This window comes from Microcoleus sp. ARI1-B5, from assembly GCF_036705795.1.
GTDB lineage: Bacteria > Cyanobacteriota > Cyanobacteriia > Cyanobacteriales > Microcoleaceae > Microcoleus.
Genome location: NZ_JAUBVK010000001.1, coordinates 521,276 through 542,155 on the forward strand (window position 1 = coordinate 521,276; position 20,880 = coordinate 542,155).

A 20,880-nucleotide genomic window follows, 5' to 3' on the forward strand; every position below is an offset into this window, starting at 1 on the left:
TAAATATATTGATAAATTTTTAAGAATCTTTACATACGATCGATCGCGGGAGTTGCCAGAAGCAGTTCGCGATAGTATGTAAAGCCCGGAAAGCCAGAAAATTAATTAAGCTGTACTGCATTGAAATTGCATATTTCAATCCCATCCCCATCATCCCATCACCCCATCACCCCATCACCCCATCACCCCCTCGGACCATCTCCCCTTACTCAGCCGCCAACTTTTGAACCCCCGCCAGAATTATTTCTAATTCAGCGATGATTTTTGTGGCCCCCTCCAAATCGTTTGATTCGGCCAGCCTTTGAAGCTCAGCAGCCATCTCGGGCATTAACCGCACAGCAGCCGTAGCGCTGACACCTTTAATTTGATGCGCGCGGCGGGCCAGTGTCTCCACATCTCCCGAGGCGATCGCACTTTTAGCCGCTTCTAAATAACCGCCAGTATCCACCACAAAAGCTTGCAGAATTTCCCGCTCAAAATCTAAATCAGCGCCCGCAATTTCGTGCAAACGTGCCATATCGACTACAGATTCGAGATCTTCGATAGAGTTTTCGATCTCCTCGCCCTTAAACTTGGGACTTTCAATTTTTAACTGTACCGACCAATTTTCTAGTACAGATTTTAATTTTTCGATCGAAATAGGCTTGCTAATATAATCGTCCATTCCCGCCGCCAGACACTTTTCCCGATCGCCCTTCAAAGCATTCGCCGTCATCGCAATCACCACCGTCTTTCGCTCCGGCTCCCTCCAACCAGCAGCAGCGCCTGTCGCTTCCATGCGGCGCAATTCCAGCGTAGCTTCGTAACCGTCCAAAACCGGCATCTGACAGTCCATCAGCACAATGTCATACTTTTTGATAGCCAGCATCGATAGCGCCTCTGCGCCGTTATTCGCCACATCCGCCGCGCATCCCAAAACTTTGAGCTGATTGAGACCAACTTTTTGATTGATCGGAGTATCTTCAACTAACAAAATCTTTAAGCTCGCTAACTCCCGGTTGTCAATAGCTGAGGATCGATTTGCCGTTGGATTTGCCAGCCGCGAGTCAACCGCCGCACCCGGGGCGATCGCATTCACCAAGCAATCAAACAGCCGGTGAGCTTTCACAGGTTTAGTTAAATAGCCGGTAAAACCGATATCTACCAAACGTTTCGCCTCGGATATCTGAGTCATTGAATTGAGCACCACCCACTTTGTCTGCTGCATTGCCGGCTCAGCAATAATCAAGCGTTCCAGACTTCCCGCCACCATTTCCGGCAACTGAATATCAACCAAAACAATATCGTAAGGGCAATTAACACTGACAGATTTGTACAGAGAGGCGATCGCCATCCAACCGTTCTCAACCTCCTCAACTTCCATTCCCCACAAAACAGCCATTCTCCGCAGCACTTTTCGCACTGTCGGCTTATCGCTAGCAACTAACATTTTTCGCCCCGCCAGCGCCGTTTGCAAATTCACTTCGCACGCTGTCCCTGAAGCAGTTAAATTTTCCTTGAGGGCCGGCACAGTAAACCAAAAAGTCGAGCCTCTGCCGGGGGTACTTTCCACACCTATTTTACCCCCGAGCAACTCCACCAACTGCTTAGAAATAGCCAGACCCAAACCAGTGCCACCGTACTTTCTCGTAGTAGAAGCATCAACTTGAGTAAAAGATTGAAACAGCTTTTCTTGGTCTTCCGGAGCAATCCCGATTCCTGTATCTGTGACTTTAAATAGCAGGAACAGCGAGCGATTGCTTCCAAGTTTTAACGGTTGGATATTCTCTAAAACTTTCTGGTCGTCGCTGGCTGCCGACATTCCTGGAATCCTGCCAGTCGAAACCTCAATTACTACTTCTCCTGCTTCCGTAAACTTAATAGCATTGTTGATTAAATTAGTGAGTATTTGCCGCAGCCTCGCGGCATCCCCACTAATTTGCAGCGGCACGTCGCTCTCAATCAGCGCCACCAATTCTATACCTTTTTCTTGTGCGGGAGTTGCCAACAAATCCAGCACTTCATCCAGACAGATACTGAGGTCAAATTCGATCGTTTCCAAGCGCATTTCTCCTGCTTCCAGTTTGGAGAGGTCGAGAATATCGTTAATGATGGACAGCAAATTTTGGCCGCTGAGTTTCAGCGTCTGCACAAAGTCTAGCTGTTCGGGAGTAAGATTTGTTTTCAGCAGCAAATCAGTCATCCCCATCACTCCATTCATCGGAGTGCGGATTTCGTGACTCATATTTGCTAAAAATAGCGACTTCATTCGAGACGCTTCCAGGGCGGCTTCTCGGGCCTGCTGCGCTTGTTCAAACAAAGTAGATTGCTGAATGGCGATCGCCAACTGCACGCTCAACCTTCCCAGCAAATCTACCTCAGAATCAGTCCAAGCGCGCGGCCCGCTGCACTGGTGGGCAACCAGCAATCCCCACAACCGATTTTGACTCGTTTCCAAACTCCCTATCGGCGACCCAATTCCGAAAGTTGACGGCGAATCTTCTATTGCCAACTCCTGACTTTCATCGCCGATAAAAATTGGTACAACTAAATTAGCCCTTACCTGCAAACTACCAAGGAAATCTCGGTGAATCCCGCTCAAATTTGCCGTATAAATATCTGCCATTGCTTGAATTATTCCGGCGCGGTACAGCGATACATAACTTTCCCCAAAAGATGTTTCTTGAAGTTTTCTGCCCAGCAGCGGCATCCAATCATCCCCTACAGATTCCACAACAACAATCGCTGTTTCATCGGAATCAAAACGATAAATTACCGTGCGGTCAGTTGCCAGCAACTGCCGCACTTCTTGTACAGCCGTACTCAGAGTTTGAGTGAGGTTCAGAGACTGCCGGACTCGCTGGGCGATCGCCGAAACCAGCCGTTCCCGTTCTGCTTGTTCCCGCAGCATTCTCTCCGCTTGCTTGCGTTCGGTGACATCGCGAATTACCGCAGCAAAGCACAGCGGTTCGCTGCTTTGGGGGTGCTTGACCAGAAAAGCATTCATCACCACATCAATGCGTTGTCCGCTGCGCAAGTGCTGCATTTGACCTTCTCCTTGCCACTGGCCCTGACTGATAATTATTGGCAAAATCTCTTGACTAAATTCCTGTTTAAAAGTTTGACCGATATAATCCCATATTTCCGTATAAAGCACTTCCGAAATCTTCTCTAAACCGACCATTTTGCGTCCGGCTTCGTTAACAAACAGCGTTTGGCCTTCCAGGGTAGCCATACCGATAAAATCGCTGCTGTTTTCAATCAGCGACACAAATTTTTGCCGTTCTTCTTCTCCTTTTTTGCGTTCGGTAATATCGCGCTTGACACAGACGTGACAAATTATATCGCCGCTGTTGTTAATCACAGAATATGCCGCCACGTCGATCGCCAGCGTGCGACCTTTTTTAGTACAGTTAGTAATTTCGCCCCGAAAAGTTCCCGTTTTCGCTAAACTTTTGGCAATTGCCGAAAAGAGTTCCCCCGCAACCAGCGGCGGCGCTTCTGCTTCTAATTCCGCGTCGGTGTATTCTAGCAGCGATTGGTGAGCGCGATTTTGTTCGAGGAAAAACGCATCAGCATCGATAATGACGATCGCATCATTGGAGTTGAGAAATATTTCTCGGTAAAGTTTGAGTCTTTCCTCAGCTCGCTTGCGTTCCGTGATATCCCTTTTGACGCTGACGTAACAAACTACATCCCCAGCATCATTCAGAACCGCAAAAGCCGAAAGCTCCACCTCAACTGTTCCCCCTTGCAAAGCCATAACACAGGTCATTTCGCCTCGGTAACTCCCTGTTTCGGCCAAGCTTTGCAGCACTGACGCAAATGTCTGTTCTCCCATGTGAGCAGCAGGCGTTTTTCCCCACAATTTCGATGCACTGTAACCCAGCAAAGCCGTGTGAGCTTGATTTGTTTCCAAATAATAGCCTTGCGGGTCTAAAATGGCGATCGCATCATTAGACTTTAAAAATATTTGTTGATAAAGTTGCAGTTTTAACTCAGCTTGTTTCCGGGCGCTAACATCCGTGAACAAGCCATAGTAAACTATCTCCCCCGATCCTTGCATTTCCGGCTGCGCATCCCCTTGAATCCATTTAAGTTTGCCAGAGGGGGTAATAATTCTACCCTCCCACCGCCAAGGCTGCAAACTTTCAGCAGCAAGCCTCACCGAGTTCCGAAAATCATCTCGATCTTCGGGATGAATCATGTCAAGAATTACATGAATATCCTCCTGAGCCTCCTCGGGTTCTATTTCATACAATTCTCGACAGCCTGCGCTGACAAACGAGAATGCCATCGAGCCGTCTGGATGCAAATCAACTTGATATACCGTACCCGGTACGCTAGCAGTAATTTTTTGCAGTTTGGCTTGGCTTTGATTCGTGGCTTCATCTGCTGCGGAGTATTCTGCAATCTTGCGAGAAATACCCAAAACCCCAAATATATTGCCCTGGGCATCGCGCAGCGGCAGTTTTTGCGTGTCAAAGACGTGCTGTTTGCCGCCTGCAAAGGATCTCGCCTGGTAGGGATTGCGAACCATCTCCCCGGCTAGAACAGCTCGATCGTCCTCGCGGATGCCCCTAAGAAGGCTGTTGCGATCGCCAAATACTGCTGTTGCTGAAAACCCTAATTCGATGTCATCTTTGCCGATAATTTCCTCAATATTTTTTCCCAAATATGCAGCAAAACTTTGATTGACAAAAATGTATCTAAAATTTCGATCTTTCGCAAAAACTCTGTCCGGCGCACCGTCCATTAAAGCCCGCAACAAGAGTTCTTTACTTTCCGAATCGACACCAAAAATTTTTTGAGCTTTCCCCTTGACCTCCGTCGTTTTAGCTGCTAAGATTTTTAAGGAATTAGTACAGATTTGAGCGACAGTGTGGAGCAAACAAAGGTGCTCAAAATTAAAAGCAGTTGCCGGCTCTGCACCGATGAAAAATACTCCCAACAATTCTTCACTTTCATCCGGGTTGACCGGTGCCATCAAGACCGACTTAAACTGAGCAATGGGTGGCGAGGCGATGTTGTGCGCCCAATCCCGATTTCCCGCCAGCCATGCAGCGCGAGCGGCTTGCAAGCAGGCTGCAATTTCAGATTTGGCCGGTTCAGTTAACGGCTGTAAGTGTTGCAGGTAGATGCGATCGTCCGGTAGAGTCAAAAGTGCGATCGTCTCAGCAGGAATCAGGCGCCCGATGTGTTCGATACACGCACGCCCAATTTCATCAGCGTCAGCGGCGAGTTGTACTTTTGCAGTAAGTTCGTTGAGAACTTGCAGTTCCAAGGTACGCTGGCGGACTTTTGCTTTGAGGCTGGCGGCTAGGATTTGCATAGTGCTCACCACACTGGTTTGCTTATATTATAATTATTCATTTTCAAACTTTTTTAAACAATCATCTTAAAATACATCGGGCCAAAAGACAACTTTTTTATATTTATATTACCTTCAATCGCTAAAAAAGAGTGGTGCGATCGGGAGCTCGCGCGGCACCGCAAGGCACCTGCTTCGCTCCCGCAGCGAGGTTTAAAGGCGAAACTATCCCATTAAAATCACGTTATCGATCACGTGGATGACGCCGTTGTCAGCTTCGATATCAGCCGCGACAACAGTAGCATTTTTCACCTCAAAACCATCAGAACAATCAATTTTAATCGGCGAACCTTCCAAGGAAGTAACAAAACCGAGTTTTGCCAAATCAGCCTTCATAAACTTGCCGGAGACGACGTGAAACATCAAAATCCTGGTCAGTTGGGGAACATTCTGCACTAGGGTGGTGATAGTTCCGGGCGGCAATTTCGCAAAAGCATCGTCTGTAGGTGCAAAGACAGTGAAAGGGCCCGGACTTTTGAGCGCATCTACTAAATTAGCTACTTGCACGGCCGTTACCAGGGTTTGGAACGAACCCGCACCTACGGCAATATCAACAATATCAGGCATTTTGTCTTACCTCATTTGGCAAAAAAGTTCTATTAAGTATCCTAAACTGATGCGGGCAACAATACCTACTGTATTTGTTAAAAAATTGATAATTGGTTCGTAGTGAGGACTTCTGTCCTCTCTTTTTTGCGGACTGAAGTCCGAACGATCGAACCTAATAATGGTTGTTTTACACATAATCTTACTAACCGATTTGCGCTTGAACGGCGCAATACTTTTAACTTGCTACTAGACTGCGGTTGCTGGTGACACTCAAACCTCTGTTTTTAAATCTGCCATTTGAGGATTTAGGTTTTCTTCCTTGTGAATACTAAAACTCCCATACACAATTGAAATCTCAAAAATATCTGTAGTCAGCACAGCAGGCTTGCGGTGAGCAGATTCGCCCAAAGAAATCCCTAAGAATTCAGCTTCCTGTTCGCCGACTTCCTCTTCATCGCGTACAGTCCACCTGATATCGCGACAGTCTTTAAATGCCAGCACATAAGGGGATCTTTCTTCAGGATTGTAGACGCATTCGATTAATACTTCGTTTCCCCACAAAGATACCTTGACATTTGTGACTAAAGATGTCAATCCACCCAAGCCAAGCAAGTTATAGTCGTCTTTCCAATCACTCATTTAAATTTCTACAAGACTGGTTGCGCTTGTGATACCAAAACCTCTGTTTCTAATTCTCCTATTTTTGAATTTAAATCCTCTCCCTTATGAATACTGAAACTGCCGTAGAGAATGGAAATTTCAAAAATATCCGTATGGATTAAAGCTGCTTTTCGGTGCGCGTCTTCACCCAAATGAATGCCAATCAAATCAGCTTCTGGATCTTGTACATCTTCTGGATGGAAAACCTCCCAACTGATATCTCGGCAGTCATGAAATACGATAGTATAAGGCAATCGATCCCGTGTAGGATCGTAAATACATTCAAATACAATTTCATTTCCCCAGAAAGAGACATTGACATTGGTTACTAGGGATGTCAGTTCACCTAAATTAAGCAAGTTGTAGTCATCCGGCATATTAATCCCTCACTTTTTCTCCCGTATTGTGTGTCCCCAGAATTTGGTTGCCAAACTCATCGCGTGTTTTGACCGAGCTGCCGTCTTTATCAAGACGCAAACCTTTGTTTATTTTTCTGCCATCTGAACCGTATCTAGGCGCTGGGGTTCGTATAACTTCACCATCAGTACGAATATTGACTCGCGAACGATCGGCAAATTCGTATTCAAGATAACCACCTTTAGTAGTTCTGATTTCTGCACCCAATCCGCGCAAAAAGTCATCGACTTGTTCGCGAGTCATCCCGGTTAAGTCTCCAAACTCAGATGCAGTTCCATTTCCTCCCACTCCCTGACTCGGCATTGCCAAGTTTCCTCACCAACCATTGCTGATTTTAGTTTAGCACGGTTGGAGAATCTGCCGCGCGACCCGCCAAAGCAAATAGGGCGCGCACCGCACGCCCTATCAGCAATTAGCCGACAATTATTGATTAGCCCAGTTCAACTTTCACTACGCGGTTCTTTTCCGCTTCCGCTTTAGGCAAAGTCAGGTTTAAAACCCCATTTTTGTACTCAGCTTGTACGCTGTCATTTTGAATGCGAGCGGGTAGGGGAATCACCCGGCGGAAGGAACCGTAACGGAACTCAGAACGAGTCATGCCTTTCTCTTCACTCTTAGTTTCGTGACGGCGTTCGCCACTGATAGCAACAGCTTCTGCGGTTACTTGTACGTCCAAATCCTTAGCTTCCATGCCCGGAATTTCTAACTTAAGGTGAATGGCTTCGGGAGTTTCATCGAGTTCGGCGGGGGGGACAAAAGCAACACCGTTAGATGCGCGATCGGTGGCCGGTGTCAAGCTATCAAACAACCGATTCATTTCTCGCTGCAAGGAGTCCATTTCCCGCAAAGGTTCCCAACGAATAAGTGCCATAACTAATACCTCGACTATCTGAAGTTTTTAGGGGTTGAGAAACACTTGACTCAACTTGTATTTAATATATTCCAGCTCCCGAAACTGGCGGATTCGGTTTTCCGCAAAAAGGGCGATCGTATTTCCGAACATGGGCGATCGGTAATGCTGAGCCAGCCGATTTTAGATTTGAGATTTTAGATTTTAGACTTGGGCCTCAGTGCTAGCGCGGTCATGCTTGCTTAGAGAAGCGTCGAACGATTTTACAATTGACTCCACTGATGAATCAAAGGAGGAGGAACTTCGAGATCGAATTTTTCGCAGCAGGGGGCGCGATTCAAGCGCACCGCAACCCAACAATTTGAGATTTTAGATGCGATCGAGAATTACCGACCTAAAATCTCAAATCCCACATCTCAAAGCTAAACACAATTAACCCCACCGGGAATGCTGATAAGCAGCGTAGGTATCAAACAAAGCACCCACCAAACCAAAAGCTAGACCAATTACCAAAAATCCCTGGAGGGGACAGCCGCTGCCGAAAGTAGCTAGGAACTGCAAAATCAGGTCTTCTCCAGAACGACCGAATCCTTGGAGAGCAGGCACGAGGCCGATCAGCGAAAAGCTAGTCAATCCCGCGCAGATTAACAATAAGGGAGCGACAAAGCTCAATAGGCCCGTCAGCAGTACAGAGCGCAGAAAATTAGGAAAGATGCTCATAATAGTCAGTAAATTCAGCTAAACTGCCGAAAGGTGCAAGCAAACAAAACTTGTCCTTTTCTACGATAGGCAGCGATCGCCCTCAGCGGCCTGTTATGTCAGAAATCTTAAACCTTAGAGAAGAAACTTGTTTAAGATTTGTAGAGAGATTTCATTTTGGCAGTTGTTCTACAGTCAAAATCCCTTGAGTACAACTACACCATCGAGCCTCAGTTTGTGGAGTCAGCGCTTGTTCGCAGCAATTTTATTGGGCGGCCAAGTCATGCTGCACTTGCTAACTCGCAAAATTAACCGCCGCAACACCCTCGATCAAATGGCAGCAGTCGGCCCGGAATCGCTGCTGATTGCTTTGCTGACTGCGGGTTTTGTCGGCATGGTATTTACGGTTCAGGTAGCGAGGGAGTTTATTAACCTCGGTGCCGGCAATGTCGTCGGCGGCGTTTTGGCTTTGTCTTTGACTCGCGAACTCGGCCCTGTCTTAACAGCCGTCATCGTGACGGGAAGGGTAGGTTCGGCTTTTGCGGCGGAAATCGGCACGATGCAGGTAACAGAGCAGATAGATGCCTTGCTGATGCTCAGAACAGACCCGATCGACTATTTAGTAATTCCCCGCGTCCTAGCTTGCTGCTTGATGCTGCCAATTCTGACAATATTATCCCTCGTCACGGGCATCGCCGGCGGACTGCTGATTGCGACGACAATGTACGGCATCTCTCAAAACGTGTTTTTAGAATCAGTCCGCCATTTCCTGACTCTGTGGGACATTTGCAGCGCTGCTATTAAGGCTTTTGCGTTCGGTGGTTTGATTGCTGTCATCGGTACTAGCTGGGGTTTGACCACCACCGGCGGGGCAAAAGGCGTCGGCGAATCCACTACCACGGCGGTGGTGACGGCTTTGCTGGCTATTTTTATTGTTAACTTTTTCTTGACTTGGCTGATGTTCCAGGGCACGGGATCTAGCGTACTCAAAGGGCTATAAGCTAGGAAACAGTAAAATATGAATAATGGGCAATATTCCTTTAACTACCCCTGATTTAAACCCGTGAATACAACTGCCTCTGCTACTTCGCCGACAAATACGATCGAACTCGCCCCGAGTTATGCGATTCCCTTAGTCCTGGTACTGGCCGCCGTACCGCTGCTGTTCGTGCAGAAGTGGGCGAGTTTGTCGGTTTCGCTGTTCGGCTTGTTTCTGATGTACCAAGCCGCCACCCTCCGGCTGCAATTTACCCCAACCGATTTGGACATTTATCGATCGTCCAACTTAATCCGCCGCTTTGCTTACCGAGAATGGCTAAATTGGCGGATATTTTGGCCCGCTGTGCCGATTTTGTTCTATTTCAAAGAAATTAACAGCATTCACTTTCTACCGGTTCTGTTCGATCGTAAAATGCTACAGACCTGCTTAGAACAGCGCTGTCCCCGTCAAGACTAAAAAAGTTGTTAATTTTAAATTTTTAACTTTTCTGTGCCCTACGCCGAACAAAATTCCCATGAATTCAGACGAATCTCCAACCCAAGAACCGCAATCGCAACCAGCCGCTGACGGCGAAGCAACTTTACCCGTGAATGAGACGGACAACCAATTGCCATCTCAAATACGGGAATTGTCGATCGAACAAAACGATCCCGAAGCCCAACGAGCGCCCGAAACAGACCCGCTGGACGAGGAAGATGCCCAAATCGCCCGATTTGTGGACGCAGCAGGCGCGATCGCTCAAATCGAGCCTGAAACAGACGATCGCTCCTCTGAAAGTTCGATCGCTCAAATCGAGCCAGAAACAGACTCGCAGCCAACAACAACCGCAGAAACGGTAACGCCCGTACCAGAAAATGTTACCGAAAATTTGGCAGAGCGAGTCAAAGCATTGCAGCAGCAAGAACAAGATTTGACTGACAGAATTGCCGCCTTGGAAGCCGACAAAGCTAAGGCCCAAGAAGCGTTGGGCGAGGCTCAAGCATCGATCGGGCGTTTGGTACAAGACGGCTTGATTCAACTAGATAATCGCAAAATGGCCCTACAAATCGAAGTAGAAAAACTCGAACGCCGGCGCGATCGAATTCAAAAGGAAATGCGCACAACTTTTGCAGGCGTTTCCCAAGATTTAGCAATTCGAGTTCAAGGTTTCAAAGACTATCTAGTCGGCAGTTTGCAGGATTTGGCCGCCACCGCCGAACTCTTAGATTTGACACCGCCGGTGCAAGAGACGCCCAAGCAAACTCCTGCTGAGGATTCTCCATCCTCTTCCCCAGTAAATCCCAGATTTGCCGAACAGGGATTTCAAGAACAAGCCAAACAAATTCGCCGCACCCTAGACCAATATCGCACTCTCCCCGACTATTACGGCCCGCCTTGGCAACTCCGCCGCACCTTTGAACCCATCCATGCGGAACGGGTTTCTAACTGGTTTTTCACCCAAGGAGGAAGGGGCGCTTTGCGAACAATGGGTTCGCGCTTGCAAAATATCTTGATTAGTTCAACCATTATTTCTGTACTCAGAAGCGTCTACGGCCCGCGGGTGCGGACTTTGGTGCTCGCGAACAGTCCCGAACGTTTGGGTGAGTGGCGCCGGGGTTTGCAGGATTGTTTGGGGATTACTCGCAGCGATTTTGGCCCGGAACGTGGGATTATTTTGTTTGAGTCTGCGGAGGCTTTGGCTCAAAAAGCCGATCGACTGGTGAAAGATGGCAAGTTGCCGTTAATTGCGATCGATGAAACTGAGGATTTAATTAGTTTGTCGATGCTGCAATTTCCGCTGTGGCTGGCCTTTGCTCCCGATCCGCAAACTTTGATGGCTGCGAAGGATTTTTGAATTGGTAATTGGTAATTGGTAATTGGTAATTGCTAATTGGTAATTGCTAATTGCTAATTATTAGATTTCAAAGGTGGAAAATTTTTAAAGTACACGAAATTTAAACTTAAAAAATGGCTAGTTGGATAGTTTTAAATGGCGCATTGTTAATCGCAGCTTACCTGCTGGGTTCGATTCCGACTGGGTACGCTTTGGGCAAATGGATGCTGGGAATTGATATTCGCGAAGTGGGTTCTGGTTCGACGGGCGCGACTAATGTACTCAGGACTTTGGGGAAGTGGCCGGGGTTGGGGGTGTTGCTGGTTGACGTGTTGAAGGGGGTAAGTGCGATCGTCCTAATCCGCTACATCTACTCTCTAGATTTTACCAGGCAGCTCGCGATCGCCGCCGGTTTAGAAAATACTGCAACTATCATCCCTTGGATGGCAACTTTGGCAGGTTTATTTGCTGTTTTGGGCCACAGCAAATCTATCTGGCTGGGGTTTACCGGCGGTAAATCTGTGGCTACGAGTTTGGGAGTTTTGCTCGGTTTGTACTGGCCAGTGGGTTTGGGAACTTTCGGGATTTTTGGAATAGTTTTTGCGGTGTCCCGAATTGTTTCTTTAAGTTCAATTATCGGCGCAATTAGCGTTGCTGGATTGATGTTTGCTTTACATCAGCCGCTGGCTTATGTATTGTTTGGAATTGCTGGTGGCGTGTTTGTGATTGTGCGGCACCGCAGCAACATTCAGCGTCTGTTGAATGGGACGGAACCGAGAATTGGGGAGAAATTGGAAACAGCCGCTAGCGAGTGATAATTAGTTTGATTTAATCCCAATCTTCCATAAATAAACCTGCCATTTCCTGTAATTTAGCTGTCTCAAATCTGGCTTTTGTAGGATGTGTTGCAACGCATCCTCAAGCTCAGAATCCCGGAACTGATATAATGCGGTTTTGGAGTTGACTGGGCGTTACACCATAAACAAAACCTATTAAATCTCCAGAATCCCTAACTTTGATGAGAGTCCCTGAAGTCACAAAAGTTGAAGGAATTAAAGCATCGGCTGGGGAAACAGTGCGTTTGGCATCTTCTGAAAAATCAAAATCTCTTAACAGCAGCACATTTGTCAAGTTATCCAAAACTATATCGTTAACAGTCAAACCTCCTGCTAATCCAATTCGATCTAAACCGAGTTGAAATTTGTTAATAAAATCGGCCTTATTGATATCAGTAATTCCTGATTCTACTTGGAGGACGTATAAGTTACTTCCACTGGTTTTCCGCGAAGCATTATCACGATCCACACTTGATAACCAGTCTCGACCCAAACCTCCAATCAGAGTATCATTACCGTTACCGCTGTATAAAATATCATTGCCTCTGCCTCCCAATAAAATATCATTTCCTGCTCCACCAAGAAGCCAATCTGCATCTTGACCGCCACTCAAACAGTCATTTCCCTCATCTCCCCACAGGTCATCTTTCCCTCTTCCTCCCAATAAAGAATCGTTGCCAGCATATCCTACTAGCGCATCTTCTCCGTCATTGCCATAAACCAAATCGCTAGCTGTTGAGCCACTAACTGTATCGTCACCTCCAAGCATCCAGACTCCCGAAGGGAAATTAGTTATACCTCCGAATTGGAAATTAGCGAGGGATAAAAAAACTGATTCAGATGTATTGTCGCCAATTAATCTGGGTACTCCTGATGGGTCTGCTCGTAAAACCATAAAATATTTTCTCCCTAAAATCTCGGATGTCAACATGATTAAACAAGCCACTCTCAAAGTCAATTCATATATTCATAACCTTGAGTTCATAAAAGTCATAACCTGGAGTTCATAAAAGTCATATTTGTGGTACGATCGACATCCACGAGTGCAGCAAATCGAGGGAGTGTAAAAAACTTATGTGCCTGAATCCAGGGGATATTCTGCGCGATCGCTACCAAATTATCGATACATTAGGTGAGGGAGGGTTTGCCACAACCTATACGGCTCAGGATGCTTTGGGTAGCCCAGAAAATCCCCTGTGCGTCGTCGTCAAGGAAATTGGGCAGCCTCAATCTAACGATCCGCGACTGTTGGAGTCCGCACGACAGCAATTTGAAAAAGAAGCTAAAACTCTGCTGCATCTAAAAGATAAATGTCCGCGCATTCCTGCGTTAATTGAGAGCTTTGAAAAAAATGGAAATTTTTACTTAATTCAAGAATACATAGAAGGAGAGCCGCTGAGCAAAGAACTCGGTGACGGCAAAAAATTAACAGAACAACAAGTCATCAATTTATTGCAGGATATTTTAGAGGTTTTAAATTGCGTCCACTCTCAAAATATTATTCACCGCGATATTAAACCGTCAAACTTAATCCGGCGCAAACTAGACGGCAAAATTGCAGCGATCGATTTTGGGGCAGTAAAAGCGATCCGCAGTTTGGCGTTTGAGTCGGGGAACATCACTCAAACTCGCGCCGTTGGTACAGAGGGTTATATGCCGGCCGAACAGTGGAAAAATCAGCCGAGATTTAACAGCGATATCTATGCCGCAGGAATCGTCGGCATTCAAGCGATCGCAGGTTTAGATATTGCAGACCTTTGCAATCATAAACCAACTTGCGAAATTATCTGGCACTACTCGACCCCCGATAGAGAGATCCCACAGGTTAGCGATGATTTAAGAAGAATTTTAAACAAGATGGTACGCTACCACTTTACCGATCGCTATCAATCCGCTGCTGAGGTGTTGGAGGATTTACGCGCGGCGAAGCTATCCCGTAGGGAATCGCTAGCGAACAGGCCTGATGTCTGTGTCACCACAGCAGATGTTCCTGTAAAACAGACATCAGGCCTGTCTCCAGGCCCACGGGGAGGTAAATTGAGAGTCCGCTTGTCGATCGCGGTCGCGATCGTGGCGGCCGGCTTTGCGATCGCGACCGCGATCGAGACGATCGCCCGAAAACCCCATCCTGCAGTCCTCCCAGATGGTTTAAGTGCTGGAGATAAAATTCTCGTTACAACTTCTAGTCCTCGGTTAAAACAAAGAGGAGTTGACGAGTTTGCAGCTTCAAATTCTCCGCAAGCTTTTAAACAAGCTTTTAATTTATTCAAAAAATCGTGGCAGAAAGAATACGGCAAAGATCCAGAAACTTTAATTTACATGAATAATGCCTTTCTGGAGGCGATCGAGGCTGATTATTACACAATTGCTATTGCCGTTCCCATTCGCCGGAGAAATCAGGACAGTTCTCCTATCCTTGCCGATCAGGCAAAAGAAGTTCTCCGAGGCGTTGCTCAAGCGCAAACACAAGTTAATTTAGCCCTCCTCAATTCTAGCAGCAATAACGACTTTCCCGGTCAAGGTTTTTTACAAGGGAAAGCCATTAACGGAAAAGGACTCAGAGTAGTTATTGCTGACGATGCCAATAGTAAGTCCGAGGGAATTCAAAGAGCCAACTCACTGGTGAAGCAACCGAATATTTTAGCGGTTGTCGGTCACACTAACAGCGATATGACGATGCAGGTTGTAGATATTTACGATAAAAATAACCTGGTTTTAATGTCCCCGGGTACCTCCACGGAAGAACTGACAGAAGAACCGCGCAAATATTTTTTTCGGACTCCCTATACAAGCAGCTTAATAGCTAAAACTTTAGCGGATTCCCTCCTTGAAAAAAATCAAAAAAAAGTAGCTATTTTATACAATCAGGCAAGTCCGTTCGGCGCGTCTTTTCGGCAAGAATTCAGAAAGTATTTTCAAGACAGCAGAGGAGGAACGATCGCAAATATCCGCGATTTTGATTTATCTAAAAAAGACTTCAACGCCCCAAGAGCAATAAAGGAAATCCAGGCAAACGGAGAAACAGCGATCGCGTTAGTTCCAGACGCTCAAGTTACGAGTTCTCTAAACAGCGCGATCGAGGTGATGAAAGCCAACCGCGATCGCAGTTGGATTGCCGGGGCATGGACGCTCGTCCGGCAAGAAACTTTAGAACTTGCATCGGGGCAACAGGCTTTTGAGAAAGTAATCTTCTCTGTCGGCTGGCATCCCTTAAGCAGTCCTAACAAAAAATTTTCTCAAGACGCTCGATCGCTCTGGGGAGGAGAGGTAAATACCCGTACAGCCTTTGCTTACGATGCAGTGCGCGCCGTCGTCACAGCATTAGAAATGCAGCCGCAACCCAGCCGCGAAGGAATGCAGAAAATGCTTTCATCTCCTGATTTTAGCGCCGAAGGAGCAACAGGAACCATTCAGTTTAACTCGCCGACAAATGGCGATCGCAAAAATCCCCCCAGCGAATTGGTGCATATTGTCAAGTGTCCAAAAGAGCAGTTCGGCCTCGCTTTTGTTCCCGTCAAGTATTCGACAGCCTCTTCGGCCGGTTTAAAGTGCGACTGATATGGTTTTAAGTTTCTACCCGAAATCTGTACTTCACTCAACTGAAAACCGCTATCATCGTAAAAAACTTATGTGCCTGAATCCAGGGGATATTCTGCGCGATCGCTACCAAATTATCGATACATTAGGTGAGGGAGGGTTTGCCACAACCTATAGGGCTAATGTTTTGGACAGCCCCGAAAATTCCCCGTGCGTTGTCAAGGAAATTAGGTCGCCTCAATCTAACGATCCGGGACTGTTGGAGGAAGCACAACAGCGATTTCAAAGGGAAGTTGCGGCTTTGCGCAGGCTAGGTCATCACTCGCGCATTCCTGAGTATTATGAGAGTTTTTTACCATCTCAGGAAAATAGAAATTTCTACTTGGTTCAGGAATATATCGAAGGAAATCCGCTGAGCCAAGAACTCGCGAGCGGGCCGCAGTGGACTGAGGAAAAGACGATCGCTTTTCTGCGAGACCTTCTCGAAATTTTAAGTTTTGTTCACCAGAATCGTGTTATCCACCGCGACCTTAAACCTTCTAATCTCATCCGCAAAAGATCCGGCAAAATTGTTCTGATAGACTTTGGAGCAGTTAAAGAAATTAGCAGCTTGGAAATTACTGAGTCGGGACAAACTAGAACGCGAACTATCCACACGCCAGGATATGCCCCGCCCGAACAAATGCACGGGAACCCTCAATTTTGCAGCGATATTTACGCTGCTGGCATTATCGCCATTCAAGCTGTTATTGGATTGCGTCCTGCTATCGATTTGCTGCTGCATCCGCAAGGGTATATAGTCTGGCACTACTCGACGCCATACAGGCCGATTGCGAAAATTAGCCACCAATTAGAAACTGTTTTAAACAAGATGGTGAGCTATGATTTTGCCAGACGCTATCAATCTGCTGTTGAAGTTTTGCAAGATTTGGACGAAATCGCGGCACCGCAATTGCAGTCGCCACCACCGCAGCTAGTAGCCCTGACAACCGCGACACCGCATCCATCTGCTGCTGAGGTGTTGCCAGATTTAGAAAGACTCTCGCTAGCACCTGAAAACTCGCCGCTGTCCGAGGCGATCGCGCTGCCACCAACATCGCATTCGCGCCCGAAACGCCAGCAGTTTTCTAGATATCTCTTTAACAGGTTGCTGCGGGCAGTGGCGGCAATGGTGGCGGGACAGGCAGCCCTGATTTGTTTGCGCATTATTCAACCTCCAACTTGTCCTTTAATCCAGGGAGATGCTTTAAGTTGCGGCGAAGAGATCCTCGTTACAAGTTCTAGTCCTAGGTTAAAGCAAAGAGGAGTTGAAGAGTTTGCCAATTCAAATTATCGATCGGCCTTCGATCTATTCAAAAAATCGTGGAACGAAGAATACGGCCAAGATCCAGAAACTTTAATTTACATGAATAATGCCTTTTTGGAGGCAAGCAATACTCCTTATTACACAATTGCTATCGCCCTTCCCCTTAGCAGCCCGAAAAATCCCGATCGTTCCGATATCATGGCCGATCGGGCAAAAGAAATTCTGCGCGGATTGGCTCAAGCACAAACAGAAGTTAATTTGGGACTGCCTAATTTTAGCAGCAATAAGGACTTTCCCGGTCAAGGTTTTTTACCAAGTCAAGCCATTAACGGCAAAGGACTTAAAGTAATTATTGGTGACGATGCAAACGATGGTAAAAAAGCTAAAGAAATAGCGAGGGCGCTGGTCGATCGACCGGATATTTTAGCAGTTGTCGGTCATAGTAACAGCGACATGACGATGCACGCGGTAGATATTTACAATAAAAATAATTTGGTTTTAATTTCTCCGGGTACTGCCACGGAAGAACTGACTTATAAGCCGAGAAAGTTTTTCTTTCGCACTCTATATACGAGTAGTGTAATAGCTAAAAAATTAGCGGACTACATCATCGCACAACAACAAAAAAAAGTGGTAATTTTATACAGTCCGACAAGTCCGTTCAGCGCAGATTTTAAGAATGAGTACACAAAGTATTTTCGAGACATCCGAGGGGGAAAAATAGTCCGGATTCGCGATTTCGATTTATCTAAAAAAGACTTCAACGCTCAAAGAGCGATCGAGGAAATTCAGGCAAGCGGAGAAACTGCGCTCGTGTTAGTTCCCGACGATCTAGTTACGGAGTCTATGCAAAACGCATTTGAAATAATGAAACTTAATGGATCTCGCAATTGGATTTCCGGGTCGTGGACGCTGATGCAACCGCAAACTTTAGAACTTGCATCGAGGCAACAGCAAAAGTTGTTTAAAAAACTCATTTTTTCTGTTAGCTGGCATCCCTTAAACAGTCCCAACAAAGAATTTCCCCAACAGGCTCGATCGCTCTGGGGAGGAGAGGTAAATACCCGTACAGCTTCAACTTACGATGCAACTCGCGCGATCGTAAAAGCATTGGAAATGCAGTTGGAAATTCAGCAGGAACCCAGCCGCAATGGAATGCAGAAAACGCTTGCATCTACTGATTTTAGCGCCCAGGGAGCAACAGGAATTATTCAGTTTAACTCGCCGGACAATGGCGATCGTAAAAATCCCCCCAGCGAATTGGTGCATATTGTCAAGTGTCCAAAAGAGCAGTTCGGCCTCGCCTTTGTTCCCGTCAAGTATTCGACAGCCTCTTCGGCCGGTTTAAACTGCGACTGATATGGTTTTAAGTTTCTACCCGAAATCTGTACTTCACTCAACTGAAAACCGCTATCATCGTAAAAAACTTATGTGCCTGAATCCAGGGGATATTCTGCGCGATCGCTACCAAATTATCGATATATTAGGTGAGGGAGGGTTTGCCACAACCTATAAAGCTTACGATCTCAAACAACCTGGAAATCCCCTGTGCGTCGTTAAGGAAATTAAGCCTCCTCAATCTACAGATACGCTGGTTTGGCAGGACGCAAACCAGCGATTTCAAAGGGAAGTTGAGGCTTTGCGCCTGCTCGGTCATCACTCGCGCATTCCTGAGTATTATCAGAGTTTTTCACCATCCCCGGAAAATAGAAATTTTTACTTGGTTCAGGAATACATCGAAGGAAATCCGCTGAGCCAAGAACTCGCAACAGAGCAGCAGTGGACTGAGGAAAAGACGATCGCTTTTCTGCGAGACCTTCTCGAAATTTTAAGGTTTGTTCACCAGAATCGTGTCATCCACCGCGATCTTAAACCTTCTAATCTCATCCGCAAAAGGGACGGCAAAATTGTTCTGATAGACTTTGGAGCAGTTAAAGAAATTAGCAGCTTGGAAATTACAGAGTCGGGACAAACTAGAACCCGAACTATTTACACGGCAGGATATGCCCCGCCCGAACAAATGCACGGGAACCCTCAAGTTTGTAGCGATATTTACGCTGTCGGCATCATCGCCATTCAAGCTGTTACTGGATTGCGTCCTGCTAGGGATTTGCTGCTGCATCCGCAAGGGTATATAGTCTGGCACTACTCCACGCCAGATAGGCCGATTGCGGAAATTAGCCGCCAATTAGAAACTGTTTTAAACAAGATGGTGAGCTATGGTTTCGGCAAACGCTATCAATCTGCTGTTGAAGTTTTGCAAGATTTGCAATTGCTAGCGGTATCGCGCCCGCCGCACTTGGAAGTACAGCAGCCTGTTAATAATGCGATAGTAGAAGTGGAAGATGCGATCGCCCGTGACAGCAAGCCACCTATCCCTTCAAACCCTCCTTTAGTTCTCCCAGATGGTTTAAGTGCAGGAGAAAAAATTCTCCTGACAAGTTCCGCTCCTTGGTTAAAGCAAAGAGGAGTTAAAGAATTTGCATCTGTAAATTCAAAGAAAGCTTTTAATTCATTCAAAGACTCGTGGCAGAGAGAACATGACAGAGAACATGGCAAAGATCCCGAAACTTTAGTTTACATCAACAATGCTTTTCTGGATGCCAGCAATGCTCCTTATTATACAATTGCTGTAGCCCTTCCGCTTTGTTGGAAAAATCCTGCAAACAGTTATGCTCAGCTTGGCAATCAAGCGAAAGAATTTCTGCGCGGAGTGGCTCAAGCGCAAACAGAAGTTAATTTGGAACTGTTAAATTCTCGGGAGTGTGACTTTCCCGGTCGGGGTTTTTTACTGGGTAAATCCATTAAGGGCAAAGGACTTAAAGTAATTATTGCTGACGATGCGAACGATGCAGTGGAGGCACAACAAAGAGCAATTTCATTAGTGGAGCGCTCGGATATTTTAGCAGTTGTCGGTCACGCTAGCAGCGCGATGACGATGCACGTTGTAGATATTTACAATGACAATAATCTGGTTTTGATGTCTCCGGGTGCAGCCACGAAAGAGCTGACCGACGAGCCGAAAAAATATTTTTTTCGGACTCAATATACAACCAGTTTCATAGCTAGAGATTTAGCAGACTACCTCTTAGAACAAAATCAAAGACAAGTAGCAATTTTATACAATCCGGGCAGCCCGTTCGGCGCATCTTTTGTGGAAGATTACAAAAACTATTTTCTTCAAGATGCCCAAGGGGGAACAATAGTTAGGATTCGCGATTATGATATATCTAGAGGAGATTTCAATGCCGCAAGAGCGATCGAGGAAATTCAGGCAAACGGAGAAACTGCGATCGTGTTAGTTCCAGATCCCCATCTGGCAATATCTCTAAACAACGCATTTGAGATAATCGGACTTAACGCCGATCGCAATTGGATTGTCGGGGCATGGACGCTGATGTTTCAGCAAATGTTAGAATTTTTATATGGGCAACCGCAAAAGTTGTTTAAAAAAGTCATTTTTTCTGTGGGCTGGCATCCTTTAAACAGTCAAAACCAAAAATTTCCCCAACAGGCTCGATCGCTCTGGGGAGAAGAGCCTAATACTTGTACGGCTTCAGGTTACGATGCAGCGCGCGCGATCGTCAAAGCATTGAAAATGCAGCCAATACCCAGTCGCGAAGGAATGCAGAAAATGCTTTCATCTCCTAATTTTAAGGCGTGGGGAGCAACAGGAATTATTCAGTTTAACTCGCCGAAGAATGGCGATCGCAAAAATCCTCCCACCGATTTAGCACATATTGTAGAGTGTCCGCAAGAGCCGTTCGGCCTCGCTTTTGTTCCCGTCAAGTATGCCACCGCCAAGGAGGCCGGTTTAAAGTGCGATTGATATCGCGGGCGATCGATTTAATTGTCCACCAGAA

General features: G+C 46.4%; 15 protein-coding genes. 7 read left to right on the forward strand and 8 right to left on the reverse strand.

Annotation, left to right across the window (positions count from 1 at the left end; translation table 11 throughout):
* Window positions 1-205 precede the first annotated feature (205 nt).
* The 7 genes from QUB63_RS02320 to QUB63_RS02350 form a co-directional block, all read right to left on the reverse strand.
* Complete coding sequence (locus tag QUB63_RS02320; RefSeq protein ID WP_332943157.1) at window positions 206-5,311, reverse strand: PAS domain S-box protein; 5,106 nt, start codon at window positions 5,309-5,311, stop codon at window positions 206-208.
* A 204-nt stretch (window positions 5,312-5,515) separates the two neighbouring features.
* Window positions 5,516-5,917, reverse strand: coding sequence for a fasciclin domain-containing protein (locus QUB63_RS02325; protein ID WP_006634220.1), 402 nt, complete (start codon window positions 5,915-5,917; stop codon window positions 5,516-5,518).
* A gap of 252 nt (window positions 5,918-6,169) precedes the next feature.
* Window positions 6,170-6,538, reverse strand: coding sequence for a hypothetical protein (locus tag QUB63_RS02330; protein ID WP_332943158.1), 369 nt, complete (start codon window positions 6,536-6,538; stop codon window positions 6,170-6,172).
* An 8-nt stretch (window positions 6,539-6,546) separates the two neighbouring features.
* Window positions 6,547-6,936: a hypothetical protein gene (locus QUB63_RS02335; protein WP_332943159.1), complete on the reverse strand. Its 390-nt coding sequence runs from the start codon at window positions 6,934-6,936 to the stop codon at window positions 6,547-6,549.
* Between the two features lies 1 nt (window position 6,937).
* Entirely contained in the window at window positions 6,938-7,279 is a 342-nt protein-coding gene (locus QUB63_RS02340) for a hypothetical protein (RefSeq protein ID WP_332943160.1), read from the reverse strand.
* Between the two features lie 127 nt (window positions 7,280-7,406).
* Window positions 7,407-7,847, reverse strand: coding sequence for an Hsp20/alpha crystallin family protein (locus QUB63_RS02345; protein WP_332943161.1), 441 nt, complete (start codon window positions 7,845-7,847; stop codon window positions 7,407-7,409).
* Window positions 7,848-8,258: 411 nt separating this feature from the next.
* The gene (locus QUB63_RS02350; RefSeq protein WP_332943162.1) at window positions 8,259-8,546 is read right to left on the reverse strand and encodes a hypothetical protein; all 288 of its coding nucleotides are present in this window, start codon (window positions 8,544-8,546) and stop codon (window positions 8,259-8,261) included.
* Window positions 8,547-8,730: 184 nt separating this feature from the next.
* Here QUB63_RS02350 and QUB63_RS02355 point away from each other — a divergent pair, with 184 nt between their 5' ends.
* The 4 genes from QUB63_RS02355 (at window position 8,731) to plsY (ending at window position 12,153) form a co-directional block, all read left to right on the forward strand.
* Window positions 8,731-9,525 carry an MlaE family lipid ABC transporter permease subunit gene (locus QUB63_RS02355; protein ID WP_332943163.1) on the forward strand — a complete coding sequence of 265 codons (795 nt, stop codon included), beginning with the start codon at window positions 8,731-8,733 and terminating at the stop codon, window positions 9,523-9,525.
* A gap of 63 nt (window positions 9,526-9,588) precedes the next feature.
* Window positions 9,589-9,981, forward strand: coding sequence for a DUF3119 family protein (locus QUB63_RS02360; RefSeq protein WP_332943164.1), 393 nt, complete (start codon window positions 9,589-9,591; stop codon window positions 9,979-9,981).
* A 58-nt stretch (window positions 9,982-10,039) separates the two neighbouring features.
* Window positions 10,040-11,359, forward strand: coding sequence for a DUF3086 domain-containing protein (locus QUB63_RS02365; protein WP_332943165.1), 1,320 nt, complete (start codon window positions 10,040-10,042; stop codon window positions 11,357-11,359).
* Window positions 11,360-11,472: 113 nt separating this feature from the next.
* The gene (plsY, locus tag QUB63_RS02370) at window positions 11,473-12,153 is read left to right on the forward strand and encodes a glycerol-3-phosphate 1-O-acyltransferase PlsY (protein WP_332943166.1); all 681 of its coding nucleotides are present in this window, start codon (window positions 11,473-11,475) and stop codon (window positions 12,151-12,153) included.
* A gap of 109 nt (window positions 12,154-12,262) precedes the next feature.
* On the opposite strand, the gene QUB63_RS02375 is transcribed toward plsY, so the two are convergent.
* The gene (locus QUB63_RS02375; RefSeq protein WP_332943167.1) at window positions 12,263-13,069 is read right to left on the reverse strand and encodes a calcium-binding protein; all 807 of its coding nucleotides are present in this window, start codon (window positions 13,067-13,069) and stop codon (window positions 12,263-12,265) included.
* A gap of 179 nt (window positions 13,070-13,248) precedes the next feature.
* Here QUB63_RS02375 and QUB63_RS02380 point away from each other — a divergent pair, with 179 nt between their 5' ends.
* The 3 genes from QUB63_RS02380 (at window position 13,249) to QUB63_RS02390 (ending at window position 20,846) form a co-directional block, all read left to right on the forward strand.
* Window positions 13,249-15,732 (forward strand): bifunctional serine/threonine-protein kinase/ABC transporter substrate-binding protein, encoded by a 2,484-nt coding sequence (locus QUB63_RS02380; RefSeq protein ID WP_332943168.1) that lies wholly within the window; start codon window positions 13,249-13,251, stop codon window positions 15,730-15,732.
* A gap of 70 nt (window positions 15,733-15,802) precedes the next feature.
* The gene (locus QUB63_RS02385) at window positions 15,803-18,376 is read left to right on the forward strand and encodes a bifunctional serine/threonine-protein kinase/ABC transporter substrate-binding protein (RefSeq protein ID WP_332943169.1); all 2,574 of its coding nucleotides are present in this window, start codon (window positions 15,803-15,805) and stop codon (window positions 18,374-18,376) included.
* 70 nt (window positions 18,377-18,446) lie between these two features.
* Window positions 18,447-20,846 carry a bifunctional serine/threonine-protein kinase/ABC transporter substrate-binding protein gene (locus QUB63_RS02390; RefSeq protein ID WP_332943170.1) on the forward strand — a complete coding sequence of 800 codons (2,400 nt, stop codon included), beginning with the start codon at window positions 18,447-18,449 and terminating at the stop codon, window positions 20,844-20,846.
* The last annotated feature ends 34 nt before the right edge of the window (window positions 20,847-20,880 follow it).

Bases quoted from the DNA above. Each gene is read 5' to 3' on its own strand.
- QUB63_RS02320 (WP_332943157.1), bottom strand. From the start codon at position 5,311: ATGCAAATCCTAGCCGCCAGCCTCAAAGCAAAAGTCCGCCAGCGTACC.
- QUB63_RS02325 (WP_006634220.1), bottom strand. From the start codon at position 5,917: ATGCCTGATATTGTTGATATTGCCGTAGGTGCGGGTTCGTTCCAAACC.
- QUB63_RS02330 (WP_332943158.1), bottom strand. From the start codon at position 6,538: ATGAGTGATTGGAAAGACGACTATAACTTGCTTGGCTTGGGTGGATTG.
- QUB63_RS02335 (WP_332943159.1), bottom strand. From the start codon at position 6,936: ATGCCGGATGACTACAACTTGCTTAATTTAGGTGAACTGACATCCCTA.
- QUB63_RS02340 (WP_332943160.1), bottom strand. From the start codon at position 7,279: ATGCCGAGTCAGGGAGTGGGAGGAAATGGAACTGCATCTGAGTTTGGA.
- QUB63_RS02345 (WP_332943161.1), bottom strand. From the start codon at position 7,847: ATGGCACTTATTCGTTGGGAACCTTTGCGGGAAATGGACTCCTTGCAG.
- QUB63_RS02350 (WP_332943162.1), bottom strand. From the start codon at position 8,546: ATGAGCATCTTTCCTAATTTTCTGCGCTCTGTACTGCTGACGGGCCTA.
- QUB63_RS02365 (WP_332943165.1), top strand. From the start codon at position 10,040: ATGAATTCAGACGAATCTCCAACCCAAGAACCGCAATCGCAACCAGCC.
- plsY (WP_332943166.1), top strand. From the start codon at position 11,473: ATGGCTAGTTGGATAGTTTTAAATGGCGCATTGTTAATCGCAGCTTAC.
- QUB63_RS02375 (WP_332943167.1), bottom strand. From the start codon at position 13,069: ATGGTTTTACGAGCAGACCCATCAGGAGTACCCAGATTAATTGGCGAC.
- QUB63_RS02380 (WP_332943168.1), top strand. From the start codon at position 13,249: ATGTGCCTGAATCCAGGGGATATTCTGCGCGATCGCTACCAAATTATC.
- QUB63_RS02385 (WP_332943169.1), top strand. From the start codon at position 15,803: ATGTGCCTGAATCCAGGGGATATTCTGCGCGATCGCTACCAAATTATC.
- QUB63_RS02390 (WP_332943170.1), top strand. From the start codon at position 18,447: ATGTGCCTGAATCCAGGGGATATTCTGCGCGATCGCTACCAAATTATC.